The sequence below is a fragment of the Brevibacillus nitrificans genome (assembly GCF_003710965.1).
GTDB lineage: Bacteria > Bacillota > Bacilli > Brevibacillales > Brevibacillaceae > Brevibacillus > Brevibacillus centrosporus.
The window spans coordinates 772,377-794,599 of record NZ_RHHU01000003.1 but is presented as its reverse complement, the minus strand read 5'-3'; the positions used below and the strand labels follow the sequence as shown (position 1 = coordinate 794,599).

Here is a 22,223-nt window from a genome sequence, read left to right as displayed (position 1 = left end):
GTGATGCATCATCATTACGATTTCCGTGCTCGTTATTAGCGTGTCGATGATTTTTATGATTACGATGATCGATATCTGTTTGTACGGTAGATCCGTATGGGACACGATCGTTTATATTTTCGATGTGGACTTTGGCACCAAAGAGTATTACGTGATCTTTGGTTATCTCGTCAGCTTCGTGTTCACTGTTCGTACGGATTTATCTCGTAGAAAGGAGCAGCACTCAGAGCAGCGCTCGTGATCTACCATCTTGTGGTTTGGAGAAGGGTATATGCGTACAGACTTGACTGAAAAAATATCGCTCAGCCAGTTTTTCTTAATGATTGTTATCTTTCAATTAGGAACTGCCATCGTCATTGGGCTTGGACAGTCAGCCAAGCAGGATGCATGGATTTCTGTTGGCATCGCGACCATTTACGGGGTGCTCTTGATCTTTGCCTACTGCTTCATGCTCTCCCTTTTTCCGGGCAAAGGCTTTTACGAATTGTTGAAGGTAGCCTACGGCAGCCTGCTGTCACGGATTCTATCTTATTTTTATGTGCTTTATTTTCTTTACATCGCAGCTAGGGTCACTCGCGATTTTTGCGAGCTCCTTACGACTGCGATCTATCCCAAAACGCCGATCGAGATCATTTCCCTTTCTCTTGCTCTTATGTGCTGTTATTTTCTTTATCAAGGGATAGAGGTTATCGGCAGGTCAACAGAGATCTTGTTTCCGTATTCGGCTGCCTTTTTGATTCTATTGGTGATCTTCCTCTTTATTAACCGTTCTTTTCATAGCGAAAATCTTCGGCCTGTGCTGGAGTTCGGTTGGGGACCTGTTTTTCAAGCTGTTTTTCCGTCGATGCTCGGGTTTCCTTTTGGAGAAATCGTCGCTTTGACCACAGTTATGGTTGCGGTCACCAGACAAGATTACTTGACAAAGGTCGGAATATCAGCCGTGGCCGCTGCGGGAACGATCCTGATGATTTTCACGATGATTAATCTGAGTGTTTTGGGGGTGGAGATGATCGATCGCGTTGAGTTTCCCCTCTTAAGCACCATCCGCGACATTTCCATTGCGAAATTTATCGAAAGGCTGGATGCCCTGGTCGTGTTCGTGATGATGCTGGGGATCTGGCTCAAAGTGTGTGTCTTTTTGTTCGCAGCGTTAAAAGGGATGGAATATATAACCCTGATTCCTTATCGAAACTTTGTTTTCCCGATGGGGTTGCTCGTTTCTTCCATATCTGTGTTTATTGCGGCCAATTTTGCCGAGCACATTGAGGAGGGATTAGTTGCAGTCCCGCTTTATCTTCATATCCCATTTCAGATCGGCATCCCTTTGGTAACAACGGTGATACTCCTCATAAAGGCGAGAAGAAGAAAAGGGGAAAAAAAGCATGAGGGACATGACAACGTGGTTCAAAGCGAAAATTAGGCAAAAGCAGATCAGAGAGGAACGGATTTACAGCTATCCTTCCTCTGCCGAAGAGGACAAGCACATCCACTCAGAAGTGGAAATAAACAAGCAAGAGATTCGCAGCATATTCGGAAATACGGCGGATTTACATACCATCGGAATCAGAATACAGGGACGCGAGGGTATGCTCAGCTATTTGTCATCCACCGTCGATCTGCAGATGGTCAATCAGATATTTCTCGAGCCGCTGTCGGATCTCGGTGGAACCGAGTCTGAAATCGATAATGACGAAGAGCTGGAACGTTACATGCAAACGTCTTTCTCGGGCAAAAAGTACGTGATGGCGAGTACGTTAAATCAGCTTACGTGGTTGATCCTGTCCGGCTATGTCGTTGTTTGCTTGGATGGCATGACGAGAGCGGTTGCCCTGTATTGTCCGGAAAAAAGCCAAAGAGCCATAGAAGAGCCTACTACCCAGACGGTGATTAAAGGGCCGAAGGAAGGATTTACGGAATCAGCGGAGCAATCCATCACGTTGATCCGCAAACGGATTAAAAATCCAAAGCTGCGTTTTGAACCATTTCAGTTGGGGACGGAAACCCATACTTCGATTTATCTGGCTTACATAGACGGCATTATCAATCCAGCGATCCTTCAGGAAGTTCGCAAACGCATTCAATCTATTCATACGAACGCAGTCTTTGATTCGGGAATGATTGAGGAGTTTATCACAGATAAAACAATGACGCCTTTTCCACTGGTTTTTAATACAGAGCGTCCAGATACCACCGCAGCCAATCTCATCTCCGGTAAAGCGATTGTCATTGTAGACGGCTCTCCGTTCGTACTTTCAATGCCCGCTACCCTAAACGATTTCTTTCAGATCTCGGAAGATTACTATCAGCCTTTTATGATGGCGACCTTTATCCGTTTCATCCGTTATATTGCCTTTCTCATCGCACTGATCATGCCGGCTGCTTATGTAGCCATCATTACATACCACCACGAATTATTACCGACGCCTCTCATGATTAGTATCATGGCCCAAAGGGAAAGCATTCCGTTCCCCGCCGTCGTCGAAGTTCTGATCATGGAGTTCACCTTTGAAATCCTTCGTGAAGCAGGGATTCGCATGCCTCGCGCCGTGGGGATGACGGTATCGGTCGTGGGCGGGTTAGTAATCGGACAGGCAGCTGTAGAAGCGGGGATTATTTCCAGTATTATGGTCATTATCGTCGCGCTTACGGCCATTGCTAGCTTTGTAAGTCCCGTTTACAGCTTTTCCATGGCGGCGCGGCTGCTTCGGTTTGGGCTGGTCATTTTGGCGGCTTCGCTGGGACTCTATGGTGTCATGCTGGGATTGTTCTTCATGGTCGGGCACTTAAACAGCCTCCGTTCTTTCGGCATCCCGTATCTTTCGCCGATGGCACCGTTTATTTTGGAGGATCAAAAAGATGTCGTCCTTCGTTTTCCGGTATTCTCCATGAAAAAAAGACCCCACTCGAACCAGCCTGCTGCTATCCTCAAGCAGCCGAATGCCCATTCGCCCACACCTCCGCAGAAAGAAGGGACATAATGGGGTATACACGAGTCATAAAATCGCTTCTTTTGTGCTGTGTATTCACATTCATGACGACGGGTTGCTGGGACCGCAAAGAGTTAAACGAGATTTCCTTGATCTCCGGAATTGCCATAGACAAGGGTGAGAATAAAAAGTACAAGCTGAGTGCGGAAACGGTCAATATCACTGAGCTGTCCCCCAAGACAAAGGGGGGAGAGACGCCGTCTGTCGTGTACACGCAGGAAGGGGACACCATTTCCGAGCTTGTGCACAAGATGAATACAGGTCTTTCTAGAAAACTGATCCTTTCGCATATGAGCGTAGTGGTTATTTCGGAGGAGGTAGCCAAATCGAGCTTAATGGAATTTCTGGATTTTATGGATCGCTATCGGGAGGTACGTAACGATTTTAACCTGGTCGTAGCCAAGGGAGTGAGAGCAGAAGAAATACTTACGGTTCTCTATCCGTTCCAAAAAATCTCCACGCTCAAGCTCAAGGTCCAGCTAAATACCCTGCAGGATGAGTGGGGCGGCGATCCCGATGTGCGTCTCAAGGATTTTATCCAGGCATTGGTATCTAAAGGGAGGAGCCCTGTAGCGGTGGCATTGACTGTCTCCGGTACCAAGCACATTCGCAATTCGACAGACATCATGAAGCATCCGATCCCTCCCTCGCTTGTCACCGTACCTGGTATGGCTGTCTTTGACAAAGAGAAATTAGTGGGTTATCTACCGCTTGAAGGAGTGCGTGCGTATCTCTGGTCGCAAAACAAATTGCAGCATACATCGCTGTCGATTCCCTGCTCCAAGGATAAATACATCAATGTCCTCGTCTACAATTCCGCTACAAATGTAAAAGCCCGCGGCAAAAATGATGTTCCGCATATTCAGCTGAACATCAAAGTGGAGACGATCCTAGATGGCACGCAATGTGGTGCGGACTTGTCCAAGCACTCTTCTTATGAGGATTATGAGAAGAAGGCAGCAGATTTTATCCGAGCAGAGGTACTCGCGAGCATCAAGAAAGTGCAGAAGGATTTTGGTACCGACATCTTTGGGTTTGGGGATCGCATGCATCTTCAGGATCCAGCTTACTTCCACAAAGTTTCAGACAGATGGCAAGAGGCGTTCCAAAAAGCAAACATCGTGGTCAATGTAGATGCCAGGATCAGGAGATCGGGATTGGACACGAAGAGTTTTCTTCAACAGCTCCCGCCTCGGTAAATACCGCGCAAACGACATGCCTTTTCGAGCACCCCCACACGAGCAAACCGCTTGTTTTGGGGGTATTTTGATTGGGGCGGAACTCCCTTTCACGAGGCAGCAAATGCGTGGAAAACAGCGCAATGATTGAAGGATCCAACAAAAGCGAATATGATAACAGGTAGGTAGGATAGGAGGTGCGGTCGTGTGACTACACAGAAAAGAAACGATCCATTTATCCGCAATGAAAAGGAAGCGCACTTGGTGAAGACAGCTGCGGAGTTGGCCGAGCGTTTTGCCGCAAGGGCGCCTCTGCATGATCGCGAGGGAAGCTTTCCTTTTGAAAATATCCAGGATCTGAAGGACTCGGGCTATGTGAAACTAACCGTTCCCCGCGAGTATGGGGGAGAAGAAATTTCGCTCTATGAAATGCTCTTGATCCAAGAACAACTTGGGCGGGGGGATGGGTCTACAGCGCTTTCGATCGGCTGGCACATGGGTTTGATGCTGCACTACCGGACGACTCGTTCCTGGCCAGAGGAGCTGTTCCGATCGTTTTGCCGAGAAGTGGTGGAAAAAGGCACGCTCCTGAACCATTTTTCGACAGAGCGATCGTCTGGCAGCCCCAGCAGAGGCGGAACACCGCAGACGACAGCCGTGAAGACAGAGGGAGGCTGGTTCCTCTCCGGGAGAAAAACCTTTAGCACACTTAGTCCTGTGCTGGATACATTTTTGGTCTCCGCCAGCATGGTGGAACGCAATGAGATAGGGAGCTTCTTGGTACGCTCCTCCGACCGGATTCACATCGATGAGACGTGGGATACGCTGGGGATGCGTTCTACTGGAAGTCATGACGTGGTATTGGATCAGGCATTTGTTCCGGATGAGGCGCTCATCAGCTCCTATCCGGTTGGAAAGAAACCACAGGCACCGAGTGATGCCAGCGCTTGGCTATTGCATATTCCTGCGTGCTATTTAGGCATTGCCCACGCTGCGCGGGATTTTGCTGTCTCTTTTGCCAAAAGCTATCACCCTGCGAGCCTGCCTACGCCGATCGCTGACTTGCCTACTGCCCAACAGCAAATTGGGCTTTTGGAGTCGGAGCTGCTAGTCGCACGTCACCTCATGTATGCAATCGCGGATCGTTGGGACAAGAACCCACCGGGCAGGCTTCAGCTGATACCAGAGCTGGGGCTGGTGAAATACGTCGCAACGAATCACGCTATTTCCATCGTAGATAAGGCGATGCGGGTCGTAGGTGGCGCGAGCTTGTCCCGTTCCTTGCCTCTGGAACGGATGTATCGCGACGTTCGTGCGGGGCTGCACAATCCGCCCATGGACGAAAACGTGATACGCAACTTGGCGATGCGGGCGCTAGCGGAGATGGACTAGACAGCACCTGACTCGCTTGCAGGAAAATAAACAATCTATTCCCATACAAAAGCCCCGATAATGCTGGTTGTTATCGGGGTTTTTGTATGGGTGTTTTCCTAAGTATTTCTCGCTTCAAATTCGTAATCTCTCTCGACCTTGCAGACTCTCGTTTTATAGTGTTGATACCACTCTGACCTTCCTTTCCTTTGTGCGACGAGATGTCTCTCGTTCTGCTTCCAATTTTGAATGGCTTCAAGGGATTCCCAATAGGACACGGTGATGCCGAGACCTTCCCGGGCACTTTCCACACCCAGAAAACCAGGTTGACAGGATGCAAGCTCTACCATTTCATCCGCCATGTCCCCATATCCATTGTCTCCTTCTGTCCGTTCCGAGGTAAAAATGACAGCATAGTACGGTGGCTGTGGTGTTTTTGCAATTCCGCTCATCGATATCCCTCCCAATCTTTTTGCCTCGGTGTAAGGCATTGTCACAGATGCTGGCAAGAGCTAACTTTTCGACGTGGGCTTTGCGCATTCCTTTCTTTCGATCGCCATGGCAAAGAGAAGAAAGGCTGGGACTTATGCTTACTCAAAATGAGTTCTCTTAGGTTGCTCGATTAGGGTGAAGCTGGTTTCAAATATCGTTAGCTTTTCTGTATAGCAGCGAAGACAGCCCAGGAAAAACGCTGATAAGACTTGCCTTTTTCCTTATGCACCCACTTGGCATCGAAAATGCATCTTGTTCACCATGAATAGACAATGGCACGCGCGATGACAGAGAACCTCCTGTCCATCGCATGAAGAACAGAAAGGTGTGATTTCGATGCAACAAAAGGATTACAAAGGATATCGCGCTTATCAGTATTTGGAGCCAGGAGTTGATTTCAAAGAATTCAAGCTATCCAAAGAAACCGGCTTATTCCCTGCGTATACGATTCCATTGACGACCGCACAAGAAGAGCGGGCGAGGCGGCTTTTCGAGGAAAACGTGGTGATTTCTCTGCATGACCACATGTTTGTCGCGCCTGAGAACCTGAATGAATTCTTCGAGTTCCGTCGGTGGGGCAGAGACAGCATGGGCTATGAAGGACTGAGTCAGTCAGGGCTCGATTGCGTGTTTGACAATCTCATGAATGGAACCGCCATGATTACTTCTCGAGCTGGGTGGAAATGGGATGACATCCTGTTTGATTTAGGCATGCGCCTATGTGATATCGCGCATCAGGACATGGTGGTGCTCGGACTCACCACAGAGGACATCCGCCAGGCGAAGAAAAATCGCAAAATCGCTTTTGTGCCATCGCTGGAGGCTTCCACGATGATCGAGAACGAGCTGGATCGTCTGGATATCCTGTACGGCTTCGGGGTTCGCTGCATGGGGATCGCCTATAGTGAAGGAAATTCGTTAGGGTACGGATTGAAGGAGAAGAACGATGGGGGACTGACGGAGTTCGGCAGACAGGCGGTGCGCCGCATGAACAAGCTGGGCATTGCCATTGATATCTCCCACTCTGGAGACAAAACCTCATTGGATACGATTGAGACGAGCGACAAACCGATCTTCATTACTCATGCAGGGGCGCGTTCTCTGTGGGAATCCAACCGCTTGAAGCCGGATCACATTATTCAGGCGTGCGCAGAGCGTGGGGGCGTTATTGGGATTGAGGCAGCTCCTCATACCACGATGACGAAAAATCAGCCAAGGCACAATCTGGACTCTTTCATGGAGCATTTCGAGTATTGCGCGAACCTCGTGGGCATTGACCATGTCGCATTTGGTCCAGATGTGCTGTTCGGAGACCACGTGGGCATCCACCGCGTATTTGCCAGTGCCCTGTCCATCTCAGCTGCACACGGGAAGAAAAATTTCGAGGAAGTCGATTATGTAGCAGGGATCGAAAATCCGACAGAAGCCTTCCCGAATATTGTGCGCTGGTTGATCACCCGTGGATATTCCGATGAAGATATCGCCAAAGTGATCGGCGGAAATATCATGCGCGTCCTGGAAGAGGTCTGGTATGACCCGAGATCGATGACTGTTGGCAAGAAGGATGAAAAAGCTCGCGCCTGATCCCGTTTCTCTGCTAGGCCAGTCCTAATACGAAACGTCTCATCCAGATAGTTCTCGCTTAGCATTTCTTCGCTAATAAGAGAGCTATCTTTCTTTATCTAGCAGCTTCCAGAAAAATCCAGTCACATCAAAATTTTTTTGACCCTATTAACCAGAGGAGTTCCCATACTATGATGGTAGAAAATATCCGTATGACTATCTTGGGAGGGGATACTGTGGATAAGCGAACCGTTCTGGTTGTGGCAAAAGATCATCGCACCCATTCTGTTTTTGCGAATCAAATCAATGATTTTTTCCAAAATCGCATTACCATTCTCCATGAGTCGAAAATCTCCAATACTGATGAGGTTGACTTGGTTCTCGTATCGTCACCGAAAGTGATGGAGGGCTGGAACATCCCCAGTGAGAAGCTCATTATGGCTAGACGAGCCATTAATATCGCCAAAATGGAAGAGCTGGTGACCCTCCCCTCGGATGTGCGTTGTCTTGTCGTCAACAATATGCTCGAGACCTCCTATGAAACGATTGAGCTGCTCCGAAATCTTGGCTTTCAGTTCGATATGGTGCCGTACTATCCAGGATGCAAACAGCCGATCGACGGGATTCATACGGCGATTTACGCGGAAGGAGCAGAGCTGCTGCCTCGAGGCATGCAGAAGGTCGTCAATATCGGAATTCGGCCACTCGATGTTTCTACCATTATTGAGCTAGCCGTTCGCCTGAACTCCAATGTGGACCGAGCAAATCTGTATGCGGCCCGATACATCCGGGAAATCATTGAGCACAGCAGACGTTTTTACCGAACCTTGAATCAAATGAAAGAATTGAACAAGCATTTGGACACCATTCTCAATACCGTCCACGAAGGCATCATCACGACCGATCCCAATAAAACCATCATTCAAATCAACCAAGCAGCGAAGAACATTCTCGGCATCTCAGACTTAAACAAAGATCTGGTAGGCAAACCCGTCGATGAGGTACTGCCATGGCTGTCCCTTCCGGAAGGCAAAGAGCAGATCGAGGTCAACAAGGTGCAAGCCGTTCAGCATCTGAATCTGGTCGTGAACAACACCCCGATCACTTTGGAGGATGAAAAGATAGGGGTTGTGACTGCGTTTCAAGACGTGACCAACATCCAGAAGGTCGAGCAGGAAGTGCGGAAGGAATTGCAGGGAAAAGGCTTATCCTCAAAATACACGATCAAAGACATCATCGGGAAAAGTGAGCGTCTTACTTCAACATTGGACGTGCTCCAAAAAATATCGGCTACGGACAAAACCGTCCTGATTCTGGGAGAGAACGGCACCGGCAAGGAGTTATTTGCTCACTCCATTCACAGCCTGTCGAAGCGTCGAAACGGTCCCTTTTTGCCGGTGAATTTCGCCGGATTGCCCGAGTCGCTGGCGGAAAGCGAACTGTTTGGCTACGAGGGCGGATCTTTTACGGGAGCAAAGAAGAACGGGAAGCCTGGGTTGTTCGAGCTAGCGCACAACGGGACGTTATTTCTGGATGAGATCGGGGATGCCTCTCCCTCTCTGCAAGCACTCTTGCTTCGTGTCCTGCAGGAAAAGCAGGTGATGCGAATAGGGGGTCAGCAAATCATCCCCATTGACGTTCGGATCATCGCCGCGACCAACCGCAGTCTGAAGGACCTCGTAGAAGAAGGGAAATTTCGCCAGGACTTGTACTACCGTTTGTTTGTTCTGCCGCTGAGAGTACCGTCGCTGCGCGAAAGAAGAGAAGACATCCCGCTTCTCGTGGACCATTTTATCCGGGAAAACACCGTCGTGAAAGTACAGATGGAGCCCGCTGTCATGCATCGTCTTCTCACCTATGATTGGCCCGGGAATGTACGGGAGCTCAACAGCGTGGTGCAATATATGACGAGTGTCATGACCGGAAGCACCATCTCGGAGAATGATCTTCCCGAGCAGTTCAGGGAAACGGAGCAGTTGGTGAGGGAAACCAAACGCGGGGATATGGAAGAGCTGGAGGCAAAAGGAGAGCTGTTAAGCTTCTTTGTCATCCTGGAATGTCTGGAGCAAGCGAAAAGTAGATTGGAATGTGTAGGGAGAGGAAAAATCGTAGAATTCGCCTCGCGAAAAGGCGTGCCGATAACGGATCAGCAAGTGCGCCATCGGATGGATAGCTTAAAAGATCTCGGCTACATTTTTTCAGGGCGAAGGGGGCAAGGCAGCCGTATCACGGACAAAGGTCTGCATATGCTCTCGATGATGAAGCAATCGATGGAGCTGCGTGCGTAATTGTAGTTCCGAATATTCGAAAGATTTCTGAGCGAAAGGAATGATCGCTTTGGTTCATACCGAGAATACGGGGTGGCACAACGTCATGAACACAATCATAAATGTGCGAAGCTACCTGGAAACACCCGTACCAGAGCAGGCTTTGGATGAGGTATTCCATGCCTTTACATTAGGGCCGTCCTTGGCGAACACGCAGCCTTGGGAGCTGATGCTGATCACGAAATCCGAAGAGAGGGAGAAGCTGATAGCCGCCACACTGGATCCCTTTCTGTCGCCCGATAGCTATGGAGGGCAAGCCTGGTTGAAGAGCGCGCCTGTCATCGTAGTGGTGATGCTTGAAAAGAGACGGGCTTTGGTACGGCTGGGGGAGCGAGGCGAAATCTTTGCGATTCAAGATACGTTTAGCGCCATCCAGAATGCGCGCTTGTCTGCTGCTGTTCATGGTCTCAGTACGTCGGTCATTCGGGAATTTGATCCGCAAATCCTGCACAAGAACTTGGAGCTGCCATGGTACATAGCGCCAATTGCAATTCTTACGATCGGCTACAGCGAGGAAGAAAAGGAAATTCCGCCGCGACTCACCGTTGCCGAGATCTTTACGTGAAGGATGTGGACAGGATGAAATCAGAATTGGATTATCCCATTCCTGCGATTTTTGAGCGTGTGAGCAAACGAAAGTTCACCCAACAACCTATTGCACCCGAAATGCTCGAGCAGCTTTTGCTGGCAGCCACACGGGCCCCTTCCAGTGGCAACATGCAGCCTTGGGAGTTCATCGTGATAGATGAGCCCGGCAAAAAGCAGGAAATTGTGCGCTCCACCTACAGCGGCTACTTTTCCAAAGGGAAAAACTATCAATACTGGATCGCCGACGCTGCAGTGGTGATCGTCGCTTGCACGAACGTAAAGCGGACGGCTGCCCGTTACGGCCCTGCAGGAGCGGAGTGGGCGATGATCGATACGGCGGCGGCTGTCCAAAATCTGCTGTTAACCGCTACCGCTTTGGGTTTGTCCGGCTGCTGGGTAGGAGGGATCAACGAGCAGGCGATCAAAGAAAGCCTTCGGATCCCCGAGTACGTCCGGATCATCGGTCTTTTGCCCATTGGCTATTCCGTGGAAGAAGCCGCTCCCAAAAGCCGTCTGCCGCTCAAGTGGGTGACGCACCATAACTCCTATAACGTTCCTTTTTACGATTAGGTTCCCGCTCACACCCTAAGACACCACAATCCCCCTCCAAAAAACGGAAATCAGGCGCTTTTCAGCCTGTTTTGATTGGCATAGACTTTGCAATTATTCATCCTCGAGGAGGGGTAACGCATGAATGAAACGAAAATGCAGGAGCTATTCCAGGTGGTCGAAGAGATGAGACCGCAGATCATTACATTTCTTCAAAGACTGATCCAAATCCCAAGTGAGAATCCACCGGGAAACTACGTGGAAATATGTGAGTTCTTAGAGAAAGGGCTGACGGAGTTAGGGTTTGAAGTGCAAGTCATCTCCGTGCCAGATGGGCTGACCCAGGCGGCAGGCTTGAGTACTCCGCGCAAGAATGTCGTGGCCATCCTGCGCGGCTCAGGTGGGGGAAGGAATCTGATTTTTAACTCCCATCTCGATACCGTTCCAGCTGGAGATCCAGCGCAGTGGGATTATCCTCCCTTTTCCGGTGCGATCGCAAATAGGCGCATCTACGGGAGAGGCGCCACCGATTCCAAGGGAAGATTGAGCGCCTACATCATGGCTGCTGTCGCATTGGCAAAAACCGATAGTGAGCGAAAAGGAGACGTCATCATAGCGGCGACCTGCGACGAGGAAACAGGGGGCATTTTGGGTGCAGGCTATATCAATCAGCACGGGCATGTACACGGCGACATGGTGATCGTAGAAGGCTACAGCAATCACATTGTGCGGGCGATGGCAGGCGTTTTGCAGCTAAAAATCGTCACGGAGGGTATCCCCGCCCATGCCGGCTATAAATGGAAAGGGTTAAACGCTGTAGAAAAGATGGCGAAGGTCGTATCGGGGCTGGAAAAATTACAGGAGGAGCTCGAGGGAGAGCCTTCCTCTATTCCCGGGATGAAATATACAACGGTCAATATCGGTACGATACAGGGAGGAACAAAAGTCAATGTGGTCCCCGCATCATGTGAGATCGAAGTAGATTTCCGTGTCATTCCCGAGCATAGCCTCGATTCGCTCTATGGTCGTGTCGAGGCGATCCTTCAGTCATTAGAGCTTGAAGACCCTACTTTTAAAGCCAAGCTCACGCGCATTACTGACTTTCAGACAGAGCCAACCATTACAGATGAAAATTCGCCGCTCATTTCCGAGCTCCAGCAGGCTGTCCAAGAGGTAACCGGACGTACCTTGCCTGTAGTTGGAATTTTGGCACAAGCAGATACGCGCTGGTTCATCCAGAATGGCATACCCGGCATCAATTTCGGACCCGGCACCAGCGAGAACAGCATCCATGGCTTTAATGAATGCATGGAGATCGAAGACTTGATTCAGACGACGAAAATATTGGCAGTCCTCACGAAAAACATCGTCGGCTGATCAACTCTATCAGAATGCTTCTAAAATCGAAAAGGAAAGAGGACCGTATATGAACCAATGGCAGACGCTTATTCCAGAGGAACACCTGCTTCTGCAGGTTAACAAAAGCAAGCTGATGGAGTTCACGCAGACCATTTCCAAAGAAGTGCGTCTGTCCGGCTCCGAAGAAGAGCTGCGTGCTTTCCACTATGTCAAAGAAACATTAGAAAAGATGGGTGTAGAAACAAAGCTGCATTTTCACCAGGCGTATATCAGCTTGCCCGTCAAGTCCCACCTCACTGTGGCCGATCAGCCGATTCCCTCCATCACGCATTCGATGGGGCAATCCGTCAATCATTTGGAGGCTGAGCTCGTGTACGCGGCCTCTGGCACTGCACAGGATTATCAAAGGCTGGAGGTTGTAGGCAAAATCGTGCTCCTGGATGGTTTAGCTACCCCCATTGCCGTGAAAACGGCAGAGGAGCAGGGAGCGATTGGGGCTGTCTTTATCAATGCGACCTATACTCACGAGATGATCGTCTCTACCGTCTGGGGAACTCCGACCCTGGAGAACAAGGGACTGCTCCCAAGCATCCCAGTGGTGTCGGTCACGATTGAAACAGGCGCAGTAATCAAGAACTACCTGACAGAAGGGCAAAGCATATGTACGATTTCGACGGTGGTAGAAACGGGTATTCGCACCATTCCCACCCTCATCGCGGACATCAAAGGGCAAGCCGAGCCGGATAAATTCGTGCTCTTTAGCGGGCACATCGACTCCTGGCATTACGGGGCGATGGATAACGGGACGGCCAACGCTGCTATGCTGGAGGTGGCGCGTATTCTTTCCACCCAGCGCTCCCAACTGAAACGGACGCTGCGCCTCGCGTTTTGGTCCGGTCACTCTCACGGTCGTTATGCAGGCTCTGCTTGGTATTGCGACACGCACTGGGAGGATTTGCGGGAGAATTGTCTCCTGCATCTGAATATCGATTCCGTCGGGGCGATGGACGCAACGGTTCTGACCGAAGCCAATACGATGCGAGAAACGCGAAAGCTTGCAAACGATGTCATAAGCCTAGTCTCCGATCAGGAATTTACGGGCTCGCGCTTTGGGCGCTCTGGGGATCAGTCGTTCTGGGGGACGGGAACCCCTTCTCTTTTCATGGGCCTCTCTGAACAAGAACCATCTGAGGATCCCGCCGCAAAAGCCTTCAGTCAGCTTTTTGGATCGGGGAAATCAGGAGGGTTTGGCTGGTGGTGGCATACGACGGAAGACACGATGGATAAAATTGATCCCGAGCTATTGGAGAGGGATTGCAAAATCTACTTGTCCATTGTATGGCGTTCCTTGACGAGTCCCCTCTATCCAATCGACCAGCTGGAGGCGATTGCTGACATTGAGGGAAGCGTCCAGGAATGGCAGGTGAAAGCAGAGAATCGCTTTGATTTGTCGTCCACGCTTGCACGGATTGAGAGTGTGAAAGCAAGCCTGCTGGAGCTAAAGGACGAAATGAAGATAGCAGTGGGGGAAGAGAAGGTCACACTCATCAATCACTGCCTGCTGGAGCTTTCCAGCTATCTGGTGCCACTCAACTACGTAAAGGGCAGTATCTACGAGCATGACTTGGCTCTGAAGCAGCCAGCTGTTCCGAAGTTCTCCGATCTCGAGCTGCTGGTGCAAACCACACCGGACCAGCCAGAGTATTACTTTCTCTTGACTTCCCTGCAAAGGAAGCGAAATGAAGTCAATTATGCGCTGAAGCAAGCAAATCGGCTGGTGCAGGAAACACTCCGGTCCTTGCAAAAATGAAACGAGCAAAAACAGCTGTTCCCGGCAGATTCGTAGTGCCGCTGGGGACAGCTTTTTTCTCTTTTTCATAGGTTCGAACGCGATCGGTCTTAGGGTCATTTGGGGTCTGCCAACCAATCATGCTTGAACCTAATGGGCCGTCTTCGATGATCCCGGACGCAAAAAGGAAGGCAGTAGCACGATTTCCCACGATGAAACCATCTGGCATAGTCCTTGCTATTAAACCAAGGTAACGAAAGAAGATGTCGTTTCACAGGGGGGGAAATCATGTCTCGAGACAAGCCAAAAGTACTGGAAGTCAAACATGTGAAAACGCGGATCAAGATGGAGAGCAAAGAGTACGCCATCATCGAGGAAATTGATTTCCACGTGGATAGCAAAGAGACGGTAGGGATCGTCGGGGAATCAGGCTGTGGAAAAAGCATGACGGCGTTGTCCATCATGGGGCTCTTGCCGGAAAACGCGAGTGTAAGCGAGGGAGAGATTCGCTTGCAGGGCACCAATTTGCTTACGATCAGCAAGGACGCCTATCGGAAAAAACGGGGAAAAGAGATGTCGATGATTTTCCAGGAGCCGATGTCCTCTCTGAATCCGGTGTATACCATCGGCTTTCAACTAATCGAGCTGTTACGAGAACACACCACGATGAGCAAGGCAAAGGCGAAAAAGAAAGCCATCGAAATGCTCCAGACCGTCGGGATTCCCAGACCGCATGAGGTCATCGACGAATACCCGCATCAGCTCTCCGGTGGAATGAGGCAGCGGGTGATGATCGCCATGGGACTCGCCTGCAATCCCGACATCTTAATCGCGGATGAACCAACGACGGCTCTCGATGTTACGATTCAGGCCCAGATCCTTGAGCTGATGAAAAGGCTGCAGGAACAGTTTGACATGGCGATCTTGCTTATTACCCATGACCTGGGTGTCGTCGCAGAGGTTTGCGACCGGGTCATCGTCATGTACGCGGGACAGATTGTCGAGGAAGCACCCGTTCTCACGCTGTTTGAATCCCCCAACCATCCGTATACAAAAGGACTGATCGCTTCAACTCCCAAAATCGGGGAAGGAAAGGATCGCTTACATACGATCGAGGGAACCGTACCCCAGCTTTCTGAAATGCCCAAAGGCTGCCGCTTTGCCACACGCTGTTCGGAAGTGACGGAGCGCTGTATCCGAGAATCCCCGCCGCTAGTAGAGCTATCTGAGCAAGTCAGATGCCGCTGCTGGTTATATCCGAAAACGAGTGGGGTGTCTGTATGAGTGAGATTTTGTTAGAAGCAAAAGGCTTGAAAAAGTATTTTCCCATGAAGAAAGGGTTTTTGCGCCGCACGGTTTCCCATGTCAAAGCAGTCGATGATTTGTCCTTTCACGTCCTCAAGGGCGAAACGCTGGGAATCGTCGGTGAGTCCGGCTGTGGAAAATCGACGACGGGCAGGCTGTTGATTCGCCTCTTGGAAGCGACGGAAGGCGAAGTCATTTACAAGGGAAAAAACATCCTGCACACCCAAAAGGAAGAAATGCGCGAGCTGCGCAAGGAATTGCAAATGGTTTTTCAAGATCCGTACTCTTCGCTGAATCCCCGGCTGACTGTCGGGCAGATCCTCGAAGAACCACTGGCAAACTACCAGCTTTCCCCCAAAAAGGAATGGCGAGAAAAGATTCTGGAGCTGCTTCAAGTCGTGGGACTGGGTGAGCAAGCGATTCATCGCTATCCCCATGAGTTTAGTGGAGGACAGCGGCAGCGGATCGGCATAGCACGAGCACTGATGCTCGGACCCGAACTGATCATCGCAGACGAGCCCGTATCGGCGCTGGATGTCTCCATTCAATCGCAGGTATTGAACCTGCTGAAGGATTTGCAGCAGCGATTTGCCCTGACCTTTATTTTTATTTCTCATGATTTAAGTGTAGTGAACCATTTTTGTGATCGCATCTTGGTGATGTATCTGGGCCGGGTGGTTGAAATCAGCTCGAAAAAGAACCTGTTTGAAAGACCGCTCCATCCATACTCGCAGGCACTTCTGTCAGCGGTTCCCAGCCCGGATCCGAGGCGCAAGAAGGACAGAATCATCCTGACCGGCGACGTTCCCAGTCCATCCAATCCGCCTTCGGGCTGTGCATTTCACCCGCGCTGTCCGGCTTGTATGGACATCTGCAAGCAGGTACGTCCAGCCTTGCGACATACTGCGGACGGGGAGGCTGTTGCCTGCCATTTATACAGCGAATAGCATCTCGTCAAACCTTTCAAACCAAACAAGATCAGGGGGAAATGAATGTGAAGCCAATGAACAGAAAGAATGTCATGCTCTCACTCCTGCTGTCTGCAAGTATGCTGGCAGCGTGCTCATCGCAGCCGACGAGCAGCGGAAATCAAAGCCCGACCACACCATCCGGCACGAGCACTCCGGCCGCGAGCACGCCCCAGCCTGCACCAGCTAGCGGGCAGCCTGCTGTCGGTGGAACACTGGTAGTGGGAACACTGTCCGGACCCGATACCCTCAATCCGCTCGTTTCCAACACGACACCTGGCAGCTGGGTCGTCAACAATCTGTATCCGCATTTGATGCAAATGGATCCGAGCGGGAAAAAGGTGCCCTACCTGGCTGAATCCGTCACGACTTCAGAGGACGGGCTTACCATCACGATCAAGCTTCGCGATGGCGTGACGTGGCAGGATGGGCAGCCGATCACCTCGGAGGACGTCGCATTCACGGGCCAGCTGCTGCACGACAAAAAGCTTCAATGGACCGCAGAAATTTTCGATCAGGTAGCCAAGGTTGAAACGCCGGACAAACTGACAGTCGTATACACCTTGAAAGGTCCTTATCCAGCCTTCTCTGGAGCCATCGGTTACTGGGTGCGCATCGTTCCGAAGCACATCTGGGAAAAAGTCGACGATCCGAAAGCCTTTGAAAATGCTGAACCGGTTGGGGCGGGTCCATTCAAGCTCGTCAAATATGAAAAAGGTCAGTATATCGAGCTGGCTGCGATCGACAAATGGTTTTCTGCACCAGGCGGACGCCCTTATCTGGATAAAGTGATCTTCAAGATTTACCCGGACGCCAATACGATGACACTGGCGCTGCAAAAAGGGGAAGTAGACGTGACTTCTTCCGATTTGCCGACATCAGCAGCCAAGCTTTTGGCGACCAACCCGTCCATCAAGGTGGAGCAAACAGCGAGCCTTGGCTTCGCTTACTACAGCTTTAATACGGATGCATCCAAAGGCGTATCTCCGACGCAAGACGTCAACTTCCGCCAAGCGATGGCGACAGCGACAGACCGCAGCACCATCCTGAACGTAGCGCTGGAGGGAGCAGGCATGCAGATCGACACGCCGATTTCCCCGCTGTTTGCCGACTGGATCAACCCCGATGCGAAAGCGCCTGCATACGATACGGCCAAGGCAAAAGAGATCCTCACGAGTGCCGGATACAGCGATACCGACGGAGATGGCATTCTGAATGCTCCAGGCAGCTTTGGCGGCAAAAACGTAGAACCGGAAGTCATCTACGACGGGGCGAACGTATTCCACCAAAAGGTTGCGAAAATTCTGGAGAAAAACGCAGCTGACATCGGCGTGAAGCTGGTCCTAAAGCCGGTCGAATACAACACGCTGGTAGCGAAAGTGTTTAACGAACGCGATTTCCAAATGCATATCGGAAAATGGGGCGTTCTGGACGAGCCGAGCGAAACATTCTCCAATCTGTATCATTCCAAAGCGAAAAACAACATGGCCACTTATACGAATGCCGAGATGGATCGCTTGGCAGACGGAGCGAAATACGCAAAGAGCGAGCAGATCGCGCGCGACGATGTAAAGGCGGCCCAAGCGCTGTTCGTCAAAGAGTTCCCGGTGGTGCCGATCTACGTACAAAAATTCAACCTCGCCTATAACGCGGATAAGTTCGGGGGCTTTACCTTGTTCCCAGGTGACCTGCAGGGCCTAGTGGATCCAAACTCACTCGTTGGCGTCTACAAAAAGTAAAACGGACATTTACCCGAGCGGCTCACCATTGGCTGCTCGGGTAGAGTGATCCACGTAAGGGAGTGCCGCTCATGACGCATTTTCTCATTGCCCGGCTGCTGCGCGGCGTGATCACCGTGCTGGTAGCCGTGACTGCTACCTTTTTAATCCTGCGTGTAATGCCCGGCGACCCGACGACCATGATGCTGGACAATCGCGTTCCTGAGGAGATCAGACAGCAGCTCTTAAAGGATTTTGGATTGGACAAAGATTTGTTTACGCAGTATCTCATCTTTCTCAAGCAGCTATTTCTTGGGTTCGATTTGGGTACGTCCTTTGTGCAAAGGGTTCCCGTCATGGATGTGATCTTGTCGAGACTTCCCTGGACATTGGTCTTGATGTCCGTCTCTATGCTGATTACCGCTTTGATCGGCATACCCTTGGGCGTCATTGCAGCCTATCGCAAGGGCTCCTTTCTGGACCAGGCGATCAATGCTTTGTCGATCCTGGGTATTGCTTTGTTCATTCCCTGGCTGGGGATCATCCTGCTGTATTTCCTTGGACTGAAAATTCCCTGGTTCCCCATAGGCGGCGCTGTAACCGTCGGCTTGGAGGGCTGGGATTACATCTGGGATGCCACAAAGCATTTGGTATTGCCAGTCGTGTCCTTGACGATCGTGCATCTAGCCAGCTACGTGCTCTATATGCGGGCAAGCACGATTGACGTTTTGAATGAGGAATACATCCGCACAGCCCGCGCAAAAGGGTTAAAGGAGAGGGTCGTGCTGTGGCGCCATGCGGTACGCAATTCCTTGCTCTCCACAGTTACCATGATGGGCTTGCAGCTGGGTGCCATCGTCGGCGGTGCCATCCTGACAGAAACGGTGTTTGCCTATCCAGGTCTTGGCAGGCTGATCTATGAAGCAGTTAAAGAGCATGATTATCCGATTTTACAGGGGACCTTCTTGATACTGGCCGTAACCGTCGTCGTGGTGAACATTTTGACAGACATTGTCTATTCGTACTTGGATCCGAAAATTACGAACAGCTAGGGGGGAAGGGGAATGGAAAATACCACTTTAGTCAAAGAAAATGTCCCTGGCTCGCTGCCCCTTTCGATCCAGCAGCCCAGAACGTCCCCTCTACGGGAGTTCATCAAGCACTTTCGGAGGAATCGACTCGGGCTCATTGGATTATTCGGCATTTTGGCGCTGCTGCTTCTGGCGGTTTTCGCACCCGCCATTAGTGATCGTCCTACCGGATACGGGGACGTCACCAACATGCTGCAGCCGCCAAACGCCCAGTATTGGTTTGGCACGGATTCGGTTGGCTTGAGCATTTTTGATCAGGTCATCTGGGGGACGCGGGTTTCCTTGTATGTCGGTCTGACCTCTGCTGTGATTTCGATCCTGATCGGAGTACCGATCGGCCTGTTATCCGGCTACTACGGGGGGAGAGTGTCGCACATTGGCATGGCGATTACGGACATTTTTCTGACGCTGCCTGTGCTTCCGCTCATGATCATTATGGCTGCCGTTTTGGGGACAGGGATCAGCAATATCGCGATTATCATCGGCCTATTCAGCTGGCCGCAGATCGCGCGGGTGACCCGTGCGGAAACGCTGGCGATTCGTGAAAAGCAATACATCGAAGCGGCGAGAGCGATTGGGACAAAAGAATCCAAAATCATCTTCCGCCACGTTCTGTTAAATGCCTTTCCTCCGATCCTCGTCAACATGACGATCATCATGGGAACGTCCGTGTTGTCCGAGGCAGGCTTGAGCTTTCTCGGGCTGGGCGACCCTATGAGCTGGAGCTGGGGGACTATTTTGCAAAACGCGCATTCTACCGGCGTCATTATCCATGCGTGGTGGCTGGCGTTGTTTCCGAGCATCGCCATCGTCGTTCTCGTGCTGTCCTTCAACTTCCTCGGTATCGGCATCAATGAAGCACTGAATCCGCGCTTGAGAAAAAGATAATTTTCCAGGAGGGACGTAAAATGCTGACCAGGATTCCGAAAGAAGTTTATGCCGAGAGAATTGCCCGCATACAGGAGCATTTGCGCCAGAAGGCGATCAGCGGCCTGCTCGTTACCAACACGTACAACATCTTTTACACCACAGGGCTGTTTCATTTTCCAAACGAACGGCCCGTTGCCTTGTTTGTCCCGGCAGCTGGCGAATCGATTTTGTTTGTTCCGGTGATGGAGCTGCAAGAGGCGAAGCATCAGACGATCTTCCAGGACATTCGCGACTATTTCGAATACCCGGGAGTCGTTCACCCGATTGACTGGATGGTGGGCAGCATCAAGCAAACCTATCCAAAGCTGTCACAAGTGAGCATCGATGGCGGCAGCCGCGAGCTCTTTCATCGCGTGCGCGAATTGTTTGCGCCTACCTCTTTGTCCGTCAATCCGCTTATCCACGAAATGCGGCTGACCAAGGATGCGCATGAGGTCGAATTGCTCCGTGCTGCCGGGCAGTACTCCGACTACATCGTCAAGCGGGGAACAGAGGTAGCTGCACCTGGCATGTCTGAGCTGGAGATGCTGCAAACGATTTCGGGAGATACCTTAAACAAAATGATTGAAGATTTGGGCGATGTCGTGTACGTCCCCGGTGGACCTGCTGGCGGACTGGTTCCAAGTGGACTTCGTACAGCGATGCCTCATGCACTGCCGAGTGCGAAACGCATGGAAAAAGGCGAGACGCTAATCCTCAGCTGCGGTGCAAATGTAGGCGGCTATCGGGCGGAATGTGAACGCACGTGCTTCATCGGAGACGTGAGTGCTGAGCAGGCAAAAGTGCTGGAGGTGATGGCGACCGCACAGCAAATGGCGATCGAGGCCATGCGTCCGGGAAATAAGTGCTCGGATATCGACGCGATCGCACTGGATTACATTCGAAAAGCCGGCTACGGTCAGTACCTGCTGCACCGGACAGGGCATGGAAAAGGTCTAGAGGAGCACGAAGCGCCTTGGATCGAGGTGGGCGACCATACCGTGCTGCGACCAGGAATGGTCTTGTCCAGCGAGCCTGGCATTTACATTGAGGGCTTCTCCGGATTCCGCCATTCCGATACGATCATCGTCACAGACGATGAACCGCTTGTCGTCACGCAATTTCCGAAGTCTTTGGATCAATTGATTATCAACGTATAGGAGGATGAGCATGTACACGACGATAAACGACTGCCGCATTTACTATGAGGTTCACGGAAAAGAGGGCGGAGAGACAATCTTTTTCATCCACGGGGCCCCAGGCTTGGGAGATTGCCGAGCGGATCGCAAAGCATTTGCACCATTGGAGGAGACCCATAAGCTCGTGTTTTTGGATATGCGCGGATCAGGTCGGTCGGAAGAGAAGCCTCCTTATACGCATGAGCAATGGGCTGCCGACATCGATGCATTGCGCAAACAGCTGAATGTGGACAAAATCGTCATCCATGGCGGCTCCTATGGCGGCTATATGGCTTTGGAATACGTCACTCGATATCCGCAACATGTCTCGCATGTCATGCTGCGTGATACGAAGCCTGGCTCCGATCGCCAGGATGTAGCGACAAAACGCGCACTGGAAGCCGATCTGCCAGGGCTGACCGAGGATGAGCTGGTCCGGATGTTCGCGGGCGAAATGCGCTCCAACCAAGAGCTGAAATCCGTCTTTTTTGCCCTCCAGCCCTTGTATACGGTGGAATACGATCCGGTGGTTGCGAAGGAGAAAATCGATAGCATCTACTATCACTATGAGACGCACAACTTTGCCTTCAGCGTGAACCAGCCGACCTTCAATCTCCGCGACAAGCTGCCAGCGATTGACGTGCCCGTTCTCGTATCGGTAGGGAGACACGATTGGATTACTCCGGTGGATGCGTCAGAGGAAATTGCGAGCCTCATCCCGCGATCCGAGCTGGTTATCTATGAACATAGCGGACACTCGCCGCACCTCGAAGAAAATGAGAAGTACGTAAGCCGTGTTCGTCAATTTCTCGCAAAATAACATTCGCAATCCTAGCAAAAGAAAGCCGAGG

18 protein-coding genes are annotated in these 22,223 nt (G+C 51.0%); 17 read left to right on the top strand and 1 reads right to left on the bottom strand.

What is annotated here, in order from left to right; all coding sequences use genetic code 11:
- Nucleotides 1-271: 271 nt before the first annotated feature.
- The 4 genes from EDM59_RS05635 to EDM59_RS05620 all read left to right on the top strand — a co-directional run bounded on the left by EDM59_RS05635 (nucleotide 272) and on the right by EDM59_RS05620 (nucleotide 5,557).
- Nucleotides 272-1,420, top strand: coding sequence for a GerAB/ArcD/ProY family transporter (locus EDM59_RS05635; protein WP_122922698.1), 1,149 nt, complete (start codon nucleotides 272-274; stop codon nucleotides 1,418-1,420).
- Nucleotides 1,383-2,978, top strand: a complete 1,596-nt coding sequence (locus tag EDM59_RS05630) for a spore germination protein (protein WP_122922697.1) — start codon at nucleotides 1,383-1,385, stop codon at nucleotides 2,976-2,978. Before EDM59_RS05635 ends, EDM59_RS05630 begins: the two co-directional genes overlap by 38 nt.
- The gene (locus EDM59_RS05625) at nucleotides 2,978-4,186 is read left to right on the top strand and encodes a Ger(x)C family spore germination protein (RefSeq protein WP_122922696.1); all 1,209 of its coding nucleotides are present in this window, start codon (nucleotides 2,978-2,980) and stop codon (nucleotides 4,184-4,186) included. The genes EDM59_RS05630 and EDM59_RS05625 overlap by 1 nt, the downstream gene beginning before the upstream one ends.
- A 186-nt stretch (nucleotides 4,187-4,372) precedes the next feature.
- Entirely contained in the window at nucleotides 4,373-5,557 is a 1,185-nt protein-coding gene (locus EDM59_RS05620) for an acyl-CoA dehydrogenase family protein (protein ID WP_122922695.1), read from the top strand.
- Nucleotides 5,558-5,655: 98 nt separating this feature from the next.
- On the opposite strand, the gene EDM59_RS05615 is transcribed toward EDM59_RS05620, so the two are convergent.
- Complete coding sequence (locus tag EDM59_RS05615) at nucleotides 5,656-5,988, bottom strand: antibiotic biosynthesis monooxygenase family protein (protein ID WP_122922694.1); 333 nt, start codon at nucleotides 5,986-5,988, stop codon at nucleotides 5,656-5,658.
- Nucleotides 5,989-6,364: 376 nt separating this feature from the next.
- Between EDM59_RS05615 and EDM59_RS05610 the strand changes: the two genes are divergently transcribed.
- The 13 genes from EDM59_RS05610 (at nucleotide 6,365) to EDM59_RS05550 (ending at nucleotide 22,192) form a co-directional block, all read left to right on the top strand.
- On the top strand, nucleotides 6,365-7,612 hold the full coding sequence (locus tag EDM59_RS05610) for a dipeptidase (protein ID WP_122922693.1): 1,248 nt from the start codon (nucleotides 6,365-6,367) through the stop codon (nucleotides 7,610-7,612).
- Between the two features lie 215 nt (nucleotides 7,613-7,827).
- Entirely contained in the window at nucleotides 7,828-9,879 is a 2,052-nt protein-coding gene (locus EDM59_RS05605; protein WP_183192816.1) for a sigma 54-interacting transcriptional regulator, read from the top strand.
- A gap of 85 nt (nucleotides 9,880-9,964) precedes the next feature.
- Nucleotides 9,965-10,483 (top strand): nitroreductase family protein, encoded by a 519-nt coding sequence (locus EDM59_RS05600; protein WP_183192815.1) that lies wholly within the window; start codon nucleotides 9,965-9,967, stop codon nucleotides 10,481-10,483.
- A 14-nt stretch (nucleotides 10,484-10,497) separates the two neighbouring features.
- A complete protein-coding gene (locus EDM59_RS05595; protein WP_183192814.1) occupies nucleotides 10,498-11,076 on the top strand; it encodes a nitroreductase family protein in 579 nt (192 codons plus the stop codon).
- Nucleotides 11,077-11,196: 120 nt separating this feature from the next.
- Nucleotides 11,197-12,432: a M20 family metallopeptidase gene (locus tag EDM59_RS05590; RefSeq protein WP_122922689.1), complete on the top strand. Its 1,236-nt coding sequence runs from the start codon at nucleotides 11,197-11,199 to the stop codon at nucleotides 12,430-12,432.
- Nucleotides 12,433-12,481: 49 nt separating this feature from the next.
- Entirely contained in the window at nucleotides 12,482-14,224 is a 1,743-nt protein-coding gene (locus EDM59_RS05585) for a M28 family peptidase (RefSeq protein WP_122922688.1), read from the top strand.
- Nucleotides 14,225-14,491: 267 nt separating this feature from the next.
- A complete protein-coding gene (locus tag EDM59_RS05580) occupies nucleotides 14,492-15,487 on the top strand; it encodes an ABC transporter ATP-binding protein (RefSeq protein WP_122922687.1) in 996 nt (331 codons plus the stop codon).
- Entirely contained in the window at nucleotides 15,484-16,455 is a 972-nt protein-coding gene (locus EDM59_RS05575) for an ABC transporter ATP-binding protein (protein ID WP_122922686.1), read from the top strand. Before EDM59_RS05580 ends, EDM59_RS05575 begins: the two co-directional genes overlap by 4 nt.
- Before the next feature lie 56 nt (nucleotides 16,456-16,511).
- On the top strand, nucleotides 16,512-18,215 hold the full coding sequence (locus EDM59_RS05570) for an ABC transporter substrate-binding protein (RefSeq protein WP_246010965.1): 1,704 nt from the start codon (nucleotides 16,512-16,514) through the stop codon (nucleotides 18,213-18,215).
- A gap of 71 nt (nucleotides 18,216-18,286) precedes the next feature.
- Nucleotides 18,287-19,246 carry an ABC transporter permease gene (locus EDM59_RS05565; protein WP_092276318.1) on the top strand — a complete coding sequence of 320 codons (960 nt, stop codon included), beginning with the start codon at nucleotides 18,287-18,289 and terminating at the stop codon, nucleotides 19,244-19,246.
- A 12-nt stretch (nucleotides 19,247-19,258) separates the two neighbouring features.
- Complete coding sequence (locus EDM59_RS05560; protein ID WP_122922684.1) at nucleotides 19,259-20,173, top strand: ABC transporter permease; 915 nt, start codon at nucleotides 19,259-19,261, stop codon at nucleotides 20,171-20,173.
- Nucleotides 20,174-20,193: 20 nt separating this feature from the next.
- Nucleotides 20,194-21,354, top strand: coding sequence for a M24 family metallopeptidase (locus EDM59_RS05555; RefSeq protein WP_122922683.1), 1,161 nt, complete (start codon nucleotides 20,194-20,196; stop codon nucleotides 21,352-21,354).
- Between the two features lie 10 nt (nucleotides 21,355-21,364).
- Entirely contained in the window at nucleotides 21,365-22,192 is an 828-nt protein-coding gene (locus tag EDM59_RS05550) for an alpha/beta fold hydrolase (protein WP_122922682.1), read from the top strand.
- Nucleotides 22,193-22,223 lie beyond the last annotated feature (31 nt).

Bases quoted from the DNA above. Each gene is read 5' to 3' on its own strand.
- EDM59_RS05560 (WP_122922684.1), top strand. From the start codon at position 19,259: ATGGAAAATACCACTTTAGTCAAAGAAAATGTCCCTGGCTCGCTGCCC.
- EDM59_RS05590 (WP_122922689.1), top strand. From the start codon at position 11,197: ATGAATGAAACGAAAATGCAGGAGCTATTCCAGGTGGTCGAAGAGATG.
- EDM59_RS05570 (WP_246010965.1), top strand. From the start codon at position 16,512: ATGAACAGAAAGAATGTCATGCTCTCACTCCTGCTGTCTGCAAGTATG.
- EDM59_RS05580 (WP_122922687.1), top strand. From the start codon at position 14,492: ATGTCTCGAGACAAGCCAAAAGTACTGGAAGTCAAACATGTGAAAACG.
- EDM59_RS05635 (WP_122922698.1), top strand. From the start codon at position 272: ATGCGTACAGACTTGACTGAAAAAATATCGCTCAGCCAGTTTTTCTTA.
- EDM59_RS05630 (WP_122922697.1), top strand. From the start codon at position 1,383: ATGAGGGACATGACAACGTGGTTCAAAGCGAAAATTAGGCAAAAGCAG.
- EDM59_RS05610 (WP_122922693.1), top strand. From the start codon at position 6,365: ATGCAACAAAAGGATTACAAAGGATATCGCGCTTATCAGTATTTGGAG.
- EDM59_RS05555 (WP_122922683.1), top strand. From the start codon at position 20,194: ATGCTGACCAGGATTCCGAAAGAAGTTTATGCCGAGAGAATTGCCCGC.
- EDM59_RS05575 (WP_122922686.1), top strand. From the start codon at position 15,484: ATGAGTGAGATTTTGTTAGAAGCAAAAGGCTTGAAAAAGTATTTTCCC.
- EDM59_RS05615 (WP_122922694.1), bottom strand. From the start codon at position 5,988: ATGAGCGGAATTGCAAAAACACCACAGCCACCGTACTATGCTGTCATT.
- EDM59_RS05585 (WP_122922688.1), top strand. From the start codon at position 12,482: ATGAACCAATGGCAGACGCTTATTCCAGAGGAACACCTGCTTCTGCAG.
- EDM59_RS05625 (WP_122922696.1), top strand. From the start codon at position 2,978: ATGGGGTATACACGAGTCATAAAATCGCTTCTTTTGTGCTGTGTATTC.
- EDM59_RS05565 (WP_092276318.1), top strand. From the start codon at position 18,287: ATGACGCATTTTCTCATTGCCCGGCTGCTGCGCGGCGTGATCACCGTG.
- EDM59_RS05600 (WP_183192815.1), top strand. From the start codon at position 9,965: ATGAACACAATCATAAATGTGCGAAGCTACCTGGAAACACCCGTACCA.
- EDM59_RS05595 (WP_183192814.1), top strand. From the start codon at position 10,498: ATGAAATCAGAATTGGATTATCCCATTCCTGCGATTTTTGAGCGTGTG.
- EDM59_RS05550 (WP_122922682.1), top strand. From the start codon at position 21,365: ATGTACACGACGATAAACGACTGCCGCATTTACTATGAGGTTCACGGA.